Raw genomic sequence first — 12,104 nt, 5'->3', positions numbered from 1 at the left:
TAGAGACTGTGCTTTTTTTATGCACGGAGCCGTTTCTGACCGGCCGGATAATAAGCAGGCTTTATATGTAATTCAATGTCAGCCGGTTTCAGCCGTTTCAGTAATCTGCCCCGCAGCAGCTGGTCTGTTCCCGAAGTGCTGACAGGCACAATCGGGAGATCGAAACGAAGGGCCAGTTCCTCCGGATTGATTTTGCCGTCTTCGGACAGAATCAGACTTTGCCCTTTTTGCAGACGGACTTCCGCCTCCTGAAACACGGCATCCTGGCTGTCTCCGTCACAAATGACACCCATCAGCCGCAGCCAATTTCCGAGAAACGGCATCCGGAAAGCTTTCTCGCCAGCGATAAAACCAGCCGGCTCTTCAAGATGTCCCGCAAGCAGAAGAAGATCAGCCGGGCGCAATCTGGGATGCACATACAATACGGGGCCGTCCGGTATCGGCTGATCATGATGAATGCCGATTGCCGATCCCGACACGTCAATGCAGCCTCTCATAAAGGCTTTCGGCCGCTCATACACCAGCCTCATCTGTTTTTGAAAAGAAAGCCGCGGGTCAAGCTCTTTTTGATTGATATATTCCTGAATATTTTTCATGAACATAAATACAACGTACATCACAAGGCAGCCGTAACGAATCAATTCTTGTCCCCCTGCTTAAACTCAATTCTTTTTCTCGTATACAAGGTACTCATAATCGTAAGGGTTTTTTTCATCTTTTACTCCCTGTTTGCGGGATGTCAATTCCCATTCAGCTTCATTAAATTCCGGAAAAAAACGGTCTCCTTCAAAGACATGGTGAATTTTTGTCATGTAAAGTCTGTCCGCATAAGGAAAGAGCGCACTGTACAGCTGGGCGCCGCCGATCACAAAGCATTCTTCATCGGCCGGGATCAGCTTGAGCACTTCCTCAGCCGAGTCGGCGGTAATACAGCCCGGGAATGAAGATTCGTCCCGTGAGGTTACAACGATGTTACGCCGGTTCGGAAGCGGGCGTCCGATTGATTCAAACGTTTTCCGCCCCATTACAATGGTGTGACCCGTCGTCACTTTTTTGAAATATGCGAGATCATCGGGAAGGTGCCAAGGCAGATCGTTATCTTTTCCGATCAGCCGGTTTTCATCCATCGCAAAAATAAACGAAATCATACGCTGACAGCTCCTTTGATGTGCGGATGCGGGTCATAATCCTCAATGATAAAGTCTTCAAACGTAAAATCAAAAATAGAATCAACATTTCGCGCAAACCGCAGTTTCGGCAGCGGACGGACATCCCTTGTCAGCTGCAAATTCACCTGCTCCACATGGTTTTGGTAAATGTGGACGTCTCCGAATGTATGAACAAACTCACCCGGTTCAAGTCCCGTCACATGCGCGATCATCATTGTTAAAAGCGCATAAGACGCAATATTAAACGGCACACCGAGAAAGACATCCGCTGAGCGCTGATAAAGCTGACACGACAGTTTTCCGTCCGCGACATAAAACTGAAACAGGCAGTGGCAAGGCGGAAGCGCCATATGATCAATTTCGCCGACATTCCAAGCGCTGACGATTAAACGTCTGGAATTCGGGTTTGTCTTGATGTCGTGAATCAGCCGGGAGATTTGATCAATGGTCTCGCCGTCCGCTCCGCGCCATGAACGCCATTGAGAGCCGTAAACCGGTCCGAGTTCTCCGTTTTCATCCGCCCATTCGTTCCAGATGCGGACTCCGTTTTCCTGAAGGTAGCGGACATTCGTATCTCCTTTTAAAAACCAAAGCAGCTCATGCGCGATGGATTTAAAATGGAGCTTTTTCGTCGTAAGCATCGGGAAACCTTCCTGAAGGTTAAACCGCATTTGGTAGCCGAACGTGCTGATCGTACCCGTTCCCGTACGGTCTCCTTTTTTTTCTCCGTTTTCTAACACATGACGGCACAAATCTTTATATTGTTTCATTTTTTTCATCCTTTTAAAGTAGTCTTTTAGTAGTGTAACACAATAAAAAATCATTTCTGCAAAATTTCTCAGAAATGATTTTTTTATTTCTTCTCGCTATTACACGCTCATCCAGTCAGGCGGCGTATTGCGGTCCCAGTAAATGCTACCGAGCTCATGATGTGATTGAAATCCGTCTTCAGCGGTATGGTAATGAAAATTAAACCAGTAGCCGTCTTGCGGAGGATGGTCCCGGCGGACGTGAAACCTTAAAAGGTCTTCACCCGTCAGCCTGTTATACACATGAAAAATTTTTTCGGTTTTTCCGGCCGACGGTTTACTGGAAATAACCACATCCTGATACGCTTCATCATCTTGAAACTTGGCTAAATGTCCTGTGATCACATCTTCGATTTTCGGCAGAATTTCACTTCTGTAATCATCTTCAATGACCGGAGAGATTTTGCTGCCGAATTTTAAAAATGATTGATTTTCAGCATCACCGAGAAGCTGCTGCTGATACGATTGAAACAGTAATTCAGGCTCCCGCCCTGCCTTCTCTTCTCCCGGCAGGGCATGTTCATCATAAAAAGCGGTGTAATCATTCTGCTCAAGACTGCTCGACTGTCCTGAAGGCTTGTCTGTCATCAAAGCAGCCGGAGGAGACACGAGACCGAACGTTACAATGGTAAACAGAACCACAAGGGTCTTTTTCATCCACAATTTCATGACAGATTGTTCCCCTCTGTTTTATTGTCCTCTTTTCCTTTATTTTAGCATAGATGAAAGCGCGGCGTCATGTCCGGCAGCGTATTATCATGCAATATGGGAAATTGGTAACTGTGACCGAGCGGATAAACCGCTTACAATAAGAAGGAGAAAAAGGAGGGGATGAGATGATTAACGCTTTATTTGCGACTGTATCACTTCTCACGCTGCTTTATTTTGTCGTTATGGAAATCACTGATTAACGAAAAAGAAGCCCATGATATCATGAGCTTACATGGATGACACCGAAGTGGAAAAGCGCCGTCTTTCTTTTCAGCACCTTGAAGCCGTATCGTTCAAACCGCGGGCTTTTCCAATGGTCTTTAAGCACTACGCATTTTTTCGCCGCCCGGACGGCTTGCGTGATGCACTCTTCGTTAAAACCCTCTTCTGCCAGCGCGCGGAGCGGTGCAATGCCGTCTGACGTTTCAACAGGTTCGTGAAACATCGGGTCAAAATAAATGACATCTACCGATGAATCAGGAAGCTCCCGCAAATAATCGGCGCAGTCGGCATGTTTGACCTGAATGCGTTTCATGGCGGTTTGGAGCTGCTCCATTCCGGTTTCCCACGTTTGAAGTCCTGTTTCAACAAGCAATGAGACAAGCTTGTTTTTCTCCAGGCCGATAACTTGTCCGCTTTTTCCGACTGCCAGGCTTGCCAAAATCGCATCAGATGCCAGGCCGAGCGTACAATCTAAAAAGGAATCCCCCTCGCGTAATCCGGCTGCTTTTAACAACGGCTCGGCTTCCCCTCTCAAAAACCGCTTTGCACGGAACATCGCTGTATTCGGGTGAAAAAAGAACTTCTTCCCTTGCTTCGTGTAAAGTTCGAACCGTTCCTTTCCGATGACTAAAAGATCACCAGCCGCTCGTTCCAGCATTTTTTCAATGGGCTGTTTATTGCGGCTGCAGTAAGTGTCACCCAGCCTGACACTGAGTGACTGCGCTGTGTGTATCGTATATTCGCTTGGTCTGTAACTCGTTGTGATCATTTTTTTCTCCAAAAAGAAAATGCCCGGAAATCGGGCATTTCAGCAGTGCGCATCGAAGGCATCCGTCAGATTTTTCATAATTTCCTCCATGTCATGCCCTTCAATTTCGTGGCGGGGAATAAAATGAACGACCTCTTTCCCTTTTAACAGCGCCATTGATGGCGATGAAGGTTCCTGCCCCGTAAAATATTCACGCATTTTTGCAGTTGCGTCTTTATCTTGACCGGCAAATACGGTAACCGTATGATCAGGCGCTTTTTCATGCTGTAAAACAGCCTGAGTCGCAGCCGGACGGGCAAGACCGGCTGCACAGCCGCACACGGAGTTGACAACGACCAATGTCGTGCCCTCTGCCTGTTCCATAAAACTTTCTACTTCTTCAGCAGTCGTTAATTCCTGAAAACCCGCACCCGTCAGCTCACGGCGCATCGGCACGACCAGCTGGCGCATATATTCTTCATAAGCCATTGACATAAAAAAGCCCCCTCTAAAATCCTTATATGAAGTCAAGGATACTATAGAGGGGGCCGGAATTCAATTGTTCAGGCCTCTGTTTTATATTTTCATGATTCCGCCTGTATTGGCGCTTGTTACGAGTTTGGAATACCGGGCCAGATATCCTGTTTTTACTTTCGGCTCGAAGCCTTTCCATTCGGCCTTGCGTTTTTCCCATTCTTCTTCAGGCACTTGTACGTCCAAAATCCGTTTTTCTATGTCAACGATGACATGGTCGCCGTTTTCTACGAATGCGAGCGGGCCGCCTTCAGCCGCTTCAGGCGATACGTGCCCGATTGAAAGGCCCCGGGACGCTCCTGAAAAACGGCCGTCTGTAATAAGCGCCACTTTCGGGCCAAGCCCCATTCCGACAATCTGAGACGTCGGAGCAAGCATCTCCGGCATGCCCGGGCCGCCCTTTGGCCCTTCATAACGGATAATGACAACATCTCCTTCTTTTACTTTGCGGTTTATAATGCCTTCAAGCGCGGCATCCTGGGAATCAAAGACGACAGCGGGACCTTCATGTCTTGTAATCCCGTCCTGTACGCCGCCTGTTTTGATAATGGCGCCGTCCGGAGCCAGATTCCCAAACAGGACGGCCAAACCGCCTTTTTCGGTAAACGGATTGTCAAGCGGATGAATCACGTCATAATCCTTTACTTCATGACCCGCAATTGTTTCTCCGAGTGTGCGGCCTGTTACAGTCAGCGCGTCAAGATGAAGCGCCCCTTCTTTTTTCGCCAATTCATTAAGGGCCGCCGAGACTCCGCCCGCTTCGTGCAGATCTTCAATGAAGACGTCCGAGGCCGGCGCCAATTTCGATAAGTGAGGCACTCGTTCAGCCACTTCGTTAATGCGTTCTAAAGAGTACTCAACCCCAGCTTCATTGGCAAGCGCAAGCGTATGAAGCACCGTGTTGGTTGAGCCGCCGAGAGCCATGTCTAACGCAAACGCGTTGTCAATCGCTTTTTCGGTGACGATATCGCGCGGCTTAATGTCTTTTTTGATGGTCTCCATCAATTGGGCCGCTGATTTTCTCACAAACTCTCTTCTCTCCGGTGAAGTTGCTAGAATTGTTCCGTTGCCCGGAAGCGCCAGACCGAGCGCTTCAGACAGACAGTTCATGGAGTTTGCCGTAAACATGCCCGAACAAGATCCGCATGTCGGGCAGCCGAACTGTTCCAGCTCCTGCAGGTCGCTTTCACCGATTTTCCCGGCTTGATATGCGCCGACGCCTTCAAATACTGAAGAAAGCGAAATTTTGCGGCCGTCGCTTGTACGGCCGGCTGCCATCGGCCCCCCGCTGACAAAAATGGTCGGAATATTAATCCGCATAGCCGCCATCAGCATTCCCGGAGTAATTTTGTCGCAGTTCGGAATGCAGACCATTCCGTCAAACCAGTGCGCCGAGACGACTGTTTCAACTGAATCGGCAATGATTTCGCGGCTCGGCAGCGAATATCTCATGCCGATATGCCCCATCGCGATTCCGTCATCTACTCCGATCGTGTTAAATTCAAAAGGCACACCGCCCGCTTCCCTGATTGCTTCTTTTACGATTTTTCCAAATTCCTGCAGGTGAACATGCCCGGGAACGATATCGATGTATGAATTACAGACCGCGATAAACGGCTTGCCGAAGTCTTCTTCTTTTACGCCGGCAGCGCGAAGAAGGCTTCGGTGCGGCGCTCTGTCAATTCCCTGTGTGATCATGTTGCTGCGTAATTCTGCCATGGTGATCCCCCTACTGTTTTTAGACTGTGCATTATTTTTAAAATTTTCAGTTTATTCTAGGGCGCGTTCTGCAAATTTTACAGTATCTTTGCCCTGTCTCGCTTTTCTATTCTTTCTGTATTTCGATAAAAACCCTCCAACAATTAATATTGTACTTACTATATAGAGTTTTGAATCATTTTTCAACAATATTCTAAATAATTTTTATAAAAAGTGAATTCAAATAAAAAAGGTGCATGGCGCACCTTTTTGTTATAACTGTTCTTTTTTTCTGCTTTCAGTCATCTGTTTCCAGACTGAACCTTTCGCCTCTTCTCCGTGCTCAATCCGTTCAATCGCCATTTTGACTTGCAGGCTGACTTCGAATTCCGGATCGTCTTCCGCCGCTTTTAATGCTTCCAGCGCGCTTTCATCGCCGACTTCATATAAAAACATGGCCGCGCGCCAGCGCACGAGCTTGCTTGAGTCACTGAGCGATTTCATCATAGCCGGGATGGCGCTCGCATCGCCGAGATCCGACAGACAGTCACCCGCCGTCCTTCTGACCGTCACCGTTTTGTCTTCAAGCGCTTTGTATAACAGCGGAAGCACAGACGGCTTTTCGATCATTCCCAAATAAACGACGGCTTGTCTTCTGATCGAAGTCTTCGGATCATGCAGCGCCTTTTCCAATACTGGTAAATCGTCTTCATCCGGATCCATTTGCTCAAGATGGGCATAGCGCTGTTTCCAGTCTTCATCATCGAGCATTTCCAAAGTCACTTTATAAGCTTTCCGCTGCACTGCCGGTTTGGCCTCACCCTTTTGCTGTGCGGCTGCTTCTGTCAGACGTTTGAGCCGTTCATCACTGTAGGCGGCCTGAAGCTCTTCTGTGACATCGTGTCCGATTTCGGTAAAATCTCCGAAGCGCACGCCTTGTTCTTTCCAAGCCCGCTCAAATACGACATTTGAAGCTTCGGAACGCAGCTTTAAAATGGCTTCTTGGAAACGTTCCGGAAGGCCGAAGCGCTCTTCACGTTCGCCGTCCGTCAATTTGACCTGCATCGGGATTCCGCTGAACATTTGTACGAAAACCTTCACTTCACCGAACGATTCCTGTTCAGAACGGCTCTCAGACTGCTCCGTATGTTCCATTCCGAAAGCGGAACGGACCTGAGGCAGAATTTCCTTCCAGTCAAAACGGGCGTTTCTCTCCACAGCCAGGAAATCGGCAACGTGATAAACGCCCTTTACTCCTTCAATGTTTAAAATATCACGTACGACAGCCGGAGCATCATCTGCCTGATCGGGTTTGTAATTGTTGCTTTTCCCTGCCGGAAGCTCTTCAGTCAAAATCACTTTCATCGTGTTCGGACTCGGCGTCGGTTCTATTGATTTAATCTTCATATTGGTCCTCCTATGCGCAATCTGACACTTATTCTAACATAGTCGGCACAAGCGTTCTATTGCGCCGCTTAGCTTTTGCAAATGCCGGCCTCTTTTTGGATACGGGCGGCGAACTGCAAAAGAAATTGATGCCGCTCCTCTGCTAAACCGGCCCCCGTTTTTGTATTCATTAAGCCTTTAAGCTTGATTAATTTATCCTCTATATGGGCCAGCACACTTGTTTGAGTTCCGTACATCGGATGACCCTTCGCCCCGGCAAACATAAAAGCCCTGCCGATGCCCGCTGCGCCGATCGCATCAAGCATGTCTGCATCCTGAACAACTTTCCCCTCCAATGAAAGCGGCCGCTTTTTCAGCAGTTCCCTGTGTCTGAATGACATTCTCGTGATAATATCCGTAATCTCCTGAATGGGGCCATCCGCGATGTTGAAAGCAGCCAGCCGTTCTGTCACTTCGCCTGCCGTCAGCCTTTCGCTTTTTTCGAGCTTGGCGTCAATCAGATCATGAACCAGCGCGGCCGTCTCAGTGATAAATAAGTCGGCGCCTTCTTCTTTTGCCATATAAACAGAAAGTGTTGCGACCCGGGAAATATGAAGCCAGTCATGGCCCGTTCGTTCATTGATAAGCTTTTCTCTGACCCAATTCCTGACGCTTTCCAGCTGCTCTTTTTCGTTCACCGTATCACCTCTTATCGGGCCAAAAGCTTCTGCACCGTATCTTCAAGCTCTTTTGGGTTGACGTTCGGTGAAAAACGCCCGGTGACTTCACCGTTTCGGTCCACGATAAACTTAGTGAAATTCCATTTGACCGCTTTTGTGCCGAGCATCCCCTTCGCCTGTTCCGTCAGATATGTGAAGAGAGGATGAGCGTCTGCTCCATTGACATCAACTTTCGCAAACATCGGGAATGTGACCCCGTAGTTTTTCACACAGAACTCTTGAATTTCCGCTTCGTTTCCAGGTTCTTGGTTCATGAATTGGTTGCAGGGAAATCCTAATATTTCAAGACCTTCCTCCCGATATGTATCATAGAGCTCCTGAAGCTGCTTGAGCTGGGATGTGAACCCGCATTTGCTTGCTGTATTCACAATGATCATCACCTTGCCTCTGTAAGCCGATAGTGTCATGTCTTCGCCTGTTATGGTCCGTACGTTTATATCGTAAATTGTCATCTGCGGCCCTCCTTTTTACATTCTTCATTTATTTTACCTGTTTTACACTGCAAAACAAACGGTAACCGCTTTTTCCTTCCACTTAACGGAAAACGTTTTTTTCGAGGAACCAAACGGCTCTTTACCCGTCATAATAAAGAGCCGCTCCGAATTTATGCCCATTTGCCGCTTTTATCCCTGTCATTATGCGTTAAATACGGTTTATTACGCCGGGATGGATTGAAAAATGGCTTAAAAATTTCTATAATGAAGAAAATTAACGGGGAATAACGGAGGTGGCATGTTGCCTATTAATATACCAAATCACCTGCCCGCTAAGCAGGTGCTTGAAAGTGAACACATCTTTGTAATGGATGAAAGCCGGGCTTTTCATCAGGATATCCGGCCGCAGAAGATCGTGATTTTAAATCTGATGCCGAAAAAAATCCAAACGGAAACCCAGCTCCTCAGGATGCTTGGGAATTCACCTTTACAAGTTCACTTTACGTTCTTAATTCCGAGCACACATACTCCAAAAAATACGGCAAGGCAGCATCTGGATGAATTTTATACGGATTTTTCCAGCATCCGCCACAAACGGTTTGACGGAATGATTATTACCGGGGCTCCGATTGAGCACCTGCCGTTTGAAGATGTTTCTTACTGGGAAGAATTGAAGGAAATCATGGAATGGAGCAAAACGAACGTCACTTCAACACTCCATATCTGCTGGGGCGCTCAAGCCGGTTTATACTATCATTACGGCATTGAGAAAGTGGAGCTGCCGAAAAAAATCTTCGGTGTGTTTGAGCATACCGTTCTTAAAAAACATGAGAGATTGGTAAGAGGATTTGACGAGCTATACTATGTGCCCCACTCACGGCATACAGATATTAATACGGAGCAGCTGCAATCGGCTTCGGATCTGGATGTGCTCAGCGTTTCAGAGGAAGCGGGGGTCTGTTTAATCGTTTCAAAAGACGAAAAACAGATTTTCTTAACGGGTCATCCGGAATATGATACCGATACGCTACTTCAGGAGTATGAGAGAGACATAGAGAGAAATCTTTCAAACGTAGAAGCTCCTAAGCACTATTTTGCGCCCGGCGGGAAAGAACCTGTTAACCGCTGGAAAGCTCATGCAACGTTATTGTTTATGAATTGGCTGAATTATTACGTATATCAGGAAACTCCGTATGAATGGGATTAATTTTTGTTTTGAGTGATACGGTGACAAAAATATGATAAAATACTCTTGATTCAGTATGCGTATAACAAAACTTTAAAATAATGGAACATATCAATTAAATTTAGTTTAAATATGTTGCCGCGCTTATTATAAAATGATGCACTTGTGTTATGTTTATCTATAGACAATAACTCCTTACGATGCATGAAGCTTGCTTGTTGTTGATTACATTGAGGTGAATTTACTTGAATACCAATAAAAAAGTATTAATTTTGACTGCAAATTACGGAAACGGGCATGTTCAAGTGGCCAAAACGCTCTACGAACAATGTCTGCGTCTCGGCTTAGATGTGACGGTTTCCAATTTGTATCAAGAGTCAAATCCGATTGTTTCAGAGGTTACTCAATACCTTTATTTAAAAAGCTTCTCAATCGGAAAACAGTTTTATCGTTTGTTTTATTACGGAGTTGACAAAATCTATAATAAACGCAAATTCAATATTTATTTTAAAATGGGAAATAAACGTTTAGGCCAGCTCGTCGAAGAGCATAAGCCGGACATTATTATCAATACATTTCCGATGATTGTCGTACCGGAATACAGACGGAGAACCGGAAAAGTGATCCCGACGTTCAACGTTATGACCGATTTCTGCCTTCACAAAATCTGGGTTCATGAAAATGTTGATAAATATTATGTCGCCACAGATTACGTGAAGGAAAAACTGATTGAAATCGGCACTCACCCGAACAACGTAAAGATTACGGGCATTCCCATCAGGCCTCAATTCGAGGAATCGATGCCGAAAGAGCCGATTTATAAAAAATACAATCTCTCTCCCGACAAAAAAGTTCTTCTTATTATGGCGGGAGCGCATGGTGTGCTGAAAAACGTAAAAGAACTGTGCGAAAATCTCGTTCATGACGATCAGGTGCAGGTTGTGGTGGTATGCGGCAAAAACAGCTCGCTGAAAGAATCCCTCAGCAGCTTGGAAGGTGACAATGCCGACCGGCTGAAAGTGCTGGGCTATGTAGAAAGAATTGACGAGCTGTTCCGTATTACGGACTGCATGATCACGAAACCGGGCGGCATCACACTGACGGAAGCGACGGCGATCGGAGTACCCGTTATTTTGTACAAACCGGTTCCCGGACAGGAAAAAGAAAACGCCATTTTCTTTGAAGATCGCGGTGCGGCTGTCGTGGTCAACCGCCACGAAGAAATTTTAGAGTCTGTCACCTCCCTTCTTGCGGATGAGGAGAAGCTGAACCGGATGAAGGACAATATTAAAAGCCTTCACCTCCCCAACTCTTCTGAAGTCATTTTGCAGGACATTATAAAAGAATCTGAAATGATGGCCGGGAAGGCGGATATGGCATTATCGTAAAAGAAAAGCACACGAACGATTCGTGTGCTTTTTGTTTTTTTCCGGTTAAGCTTTGTTACTGGAAAAATAAAGATAAAAAATAGGGAGCTGCCGCTTGACGCCCGCTCCCATATGGTGTATAGTTGAACCATCATTTAACAACGTTTACATACGTACGGTTGGATGATGACAAAATTTTTTTTAGCACGAAGGTGCTACAGTACTAGGAGGAATTAAGCAATATGCAAAACGGTAAAGTAAAATGGTTCAACAACGAAAAAGGATTCGGCTTCATCGAAGTTGAAGGCGGAGACGACGTATTTGTTCACTTCACTGCTATCGAAGGAGAAGGATACAAATCATTAGAAGAAGGACAAGAAGTTTCTTTTGAAATTGTCGAAGGTAATCGTGGACCTCAAGCTTCTAATGTTGTAAAACTCTAAACTCAATACATGTTGATCAGATGACAAATAGAGGAGAGGCGTATGCCTCTCCTATTTGATTGCCGTCTGAATCTCAATGGCGACAAGATTCTGCTTGCAGCGCTGCTCGATTTCTTCAATTTGTTTCTCCATTGACGGCATTCCTTTTTTTGCCATTTCCGCTAAACTTCCCAAATCACCGTATATTTCTTTAAATGTCTGCTGAAGGATTGTTTTTAAATCTTTATCATTCACGGCTGGTTTTTCCCTTCTCTCCCAAGATACCCTGAATAATAGTAAATTAGCCCTAATTAATCAGGTTCAATAGTTATATCGGCTTATTTTCTATATTTTTTTCTATTTTCCGTACATATTTCAAAAAAAAATCTCCAAACTATTTGCGGAGGTGTTTTTTAATGGACTCTGAATTTTTTCCAAACGGACTGACGGATAAACGCCAGCTTGAATTAGCGGTGGAAACGGCCCAGAAAACAACGGGAGCGGCTACCCGGGGCCAAAATTCAACTTTGGTGGAATCTGCGCACCAGGCGATTCAGGATGCCAGAACGATGTCACAATCCAGTGAACTGCAGGCTCTCGACCAGGATTTTCTGCAAAAGCAGCGAATGCTTCTCGACGATTGCCAGCATCAGCTCGATGAATTCGAAAAATAAAACC

Annotated in this window: 15 protein-coding genes and 1 pseudogene; 5 read left to right on the top strand and 11 right to left on the bottom strand. The window is 46.1% G+C overall.

Annotated elements, in window-relative coordinates; translation table 11 throughout:
• Positions 1–17: 17 nt before the first annotated feature.
• The 10 genes from OVA33_RS14215 to OVA33_RS14170 all read right to left on the bottom strand — a co-directional run bounded on the left by OVA33_RS14215 (position 18) and on the right by OVA33_RS14170 (position 8,469).
• Positions 18–641 (bottom strand): lysophospholipid acyltransferase family protein, encoded by a 624-nt coding sequence (locus OVA33_RS14215; protein ID WP_017418002.1) that lies wholly within the window; start codon positions 639–641, stop codon positions 18–20.
• Positions 642–662: 21 nt separating this feature from the next.
• A complete protein-coding gene (locus OVA33_RS14210) occupies positions 663–1,148 on the bottom strand; it encodes a dihydrofolate reductase (RefSeq protein ID WP_012117807.1) in 486 nt (161 codons plus the stop codon).
• Positions 1,145–1,939 carry a thymidylate synthase gene (locus tag OVA33_RS14205; RefSeq protein WP_003153622.1) on the bottom strand — a complete coding sequence of 265 codons (795 nt, stop codon included), beginning with the start codon at positions 1,937–1,939 and terminating at the stop codon, positions 1,145–1,147. The genes OVA33_RS14210 and OVA33_RS14205 overlap by 4 nt, the downstream gene beginning before the upstream one ends.
• 99 nt (positions 1,940–2,038) lie before the next feature.
• The gene (locus OVA33_RS14200; protein WP_007409526.1) at positions 2,039–2,647 is read right to left on the bottom strand and encodes a YpjP family protein; all 609 of its coding nucleotides are present in this window, start codon (positions 2,645–2,647) and stop codon (positions 2,039–2,041) included.
• A gap of 262 nt (positions 2,648–2,909) precedes the next feature.
• Positions 2,910–3,680, bottom strand: coding sequence for a class I SAM-dependent methyltransferase (locus OVA33_RS14195; RefSeq protein ID WP_025649780.1), 771 nt, complete (start codon positions 3,678–3,680; stop codon positions 2,910–2,912).
• 39 nt (positions 3,681–3,719) lie between these two features.
• On the bottom strand, positions 3,720–4,154 hold the full coding sequence (locus OVA33_RS14190) for a BrxA/BrxB family bacilliredoxin (protein WP_003153619.1): 435 nt from the start codon (positions 4,152–4,154) through the stop codon (positions 3,720–3,722).
• A gap of 81 nt (positions 4,155–4,235) precedes the next feature.
• Positions 4,236–5,912 carry a dihydroxy-acid dehydratase gene (gene ilvD / locus OVA33_RS14185; protein WP_007409524.1) on the bottom strand — a complete coding sequence of 559 codons (1,677 nt, stop codon included), beginning with the start codon at positions 5,910–5,912 and terminating at the stop codon, positions 4,236–4,238.
• Between the two features lie 252 nt (positions 5,913–6,164).
• Complete coding sequence (locus OVA33_RS14180; RefSeq protein WP_032873313.1) at positions 6,165–7,298, bottom strand: conserved virulence factor C family protein; 1,134 nt, start codon at positions 7,296–7,298, stop codon at positions 6,165–6,167.
• 68 nt (positions 7,299–7,366) lie between these two features.
• Entirely contained in the window at positions 7,367–7,975 is a 609-nt protein-coding gene (locus tag OVA33_RS14175; protein ID WP_014418162.1) for an HD domain-containing protein, read from the bottom strand.
• A gap of 11 nt (positions 7,976–7,986) precedes the next feature.
• Complete coding sequence (locus OVA33_RS14170) at positions 7,987–8,469, bottom strand: glutathione peroxidase (RefSeq protein ID WP_014418163.1); 483 nt, start codon at positions 8,467–8,469, stop codon at positions 7,987–7,989.
• A 283-nt stretch (positions 8,470–8,752) separates the two neighbouring features.
• On the opposite strand from OVA33_RS14170, the gene metA reads away from it, so the two are divergent.
• The 4 genes and pseudogenes from metA (at position 8,753) to cspD (ending at position 11,447) form a co-directional block, all read left to right on the top strand.
• The gene (gene metA, locus OVA33_RS14165; protein ID WP_003153608.1) at positions 8,753–9,658 is read left to right on the top strand and encodes a homoserine O-acetyltransferase MetA; all 906 of its coding nucleotides are present in this window, start codon (positions 8,753–8,755) and stop codon (positions 9,656–9,658) included.
• A 224-nt stretch (positions 9,659–9,882) separates the two neighbouring features.
• The gene (locus OVA33_RS14160) at positions 9,883–11,025 is read left to right on the top strand and encodes a diglucosyl diacylglycerol synthase (protein ID WP_007409520.1); all 1,143 of its coding nucleotides are present in this window, start codon (positions 9,883–9,885) and stop codon (positions 11,023–11,025) included.
• A 94-nt stretch (positions 11,026–11,119) separates the two neighbouring features.
• Positions 11,120–11,231, top strand: a pseudogene (locus OVA33_RS14155) (hypothetical protein); the annotation flags it as partial.
• A 15-nt stretch (positions 11,232–11,246) separates the two neighbouring features.
• A complete protein-coding gene (gene cspD, locus OVA33_RS14150; protein ID WP_003153604.1) occupies positions 11,247–11,447 on the top strand; it encodes a cold-shock protein CspD in 201 nt (66 codons plus the stop codon).
• A 51-nt stretch (positions 11,448–11,498) separates the two neighbouring features.
• On the opposite strand, the gene OVA33_RS14145 is transcribed toward cspD, so the two are convergent.
• On the bottom strand, positions 11,499–11,681 hold the full coding sequence (locus tag OVA33_RS14145) for a hypothetical protein (protein WP_012117812.1): 183 nt from the start codon (positions 11,679–11,681) through the stop codon (positions 11,499–11,501).
• 161 nt (positions 11,682–11,842) lie between these two features.
• On the opposite strand from OVA33_RS14145, the gene OVA33_RS14140 reads away from it, so the two are divergent.
• Positions 11,843–12,100 carry a DUF2564 family protein gene (locus tag OVA33_RS14140; RefSeq protein WP_014418165.1) on the top strand — a complete coding sequence of 86 codons (258 nt, stop codon included), beginning with the start codon at positions 11,843–11,845 and terminating at the stop codon, positions 12,098–12,100.
• Positions 12,101–12,104 lie beyond the last annotated feature (4 nt).

It is taken from the genome of Bacillus sp. KICET-1, from assembly GCF_027721405.1.
GTDB lineage: Bacteria > Bacillota > Bacilli > Bacillales > Bacillaceae > Bacillus > Bacillus velezensis.
Note: the sequence above shows the minus strand (reverse complement) of the source record. Positions and strands in the feature narration are given on the sequence as shown.

Coding starts and splice junctions, on each gene's coding strand:
- OVA33_RS14210 (WP_012117807.1), bottom strand. CDS start 1,148: ATGATTTCGTTTATTTTTGCGATGGATGAAAACCGGCTGATCGGAAAA.
- OVA33_RS14205 (WP_003153622.1), bottom strand. CDS start 1,939: ATGAAACAATATAAAGATTTGTGCCGTCATGTGTTAGAAAACGGAGAA.
- OVA33_RS14200 (WP_007409526.1), bottom strand. CDS start 2,647: ATGAAATTGTGGATGAAAAAGACCCTTGTGGTTCTGTTTACCATTGTA.
- OVA33_RS14195 (WP_025649780.1), bottom strand. CDS start 3,680: ATGATCACAACGAGTTACAGACCAAGCGAATATACGATACACACAGCG.
- OVA33_RS14190 (WP_003153619.1), bottom strand. CDS start 4,154: ATGTCAATGGCTTATGAAGAATATATGCGCCAGCTGGTCGTGCCGATG.
- ilvD (WP_007409524.1), bottom strand. CDS start 5,912: ATGGCAGAATTACGCAGCAACATGATCACACAGGGAATTGACAGAGCG.
- OVA33_RS14180 (WP_032873313.1), bottom strand. CDS start 7,298: ATGAAGATTAAATCAATAGAACCGACGCCGAGTCCGAACACGATGAAA.
- OVA33_RS14170 (WP_014418163.1), bottom strand. CDS start 8,469: ATGACAATTTACGATATAAACGTACGGACCATAACAGGCGAAGACATG.
- cspD (WP_003153604.1), top strand. CDS start 11,247: ATGCAAAACGGTAAAGTAAAATGGTTCAACAACGAAAAAGGATTCGGC.
- OVA33_RS14140 (WP_014418165.1), top strand. CDS start 11,843: ATGGACTCTGAATTTTTTCCAAACGGACTGACGGATAAACGCCAGCTT.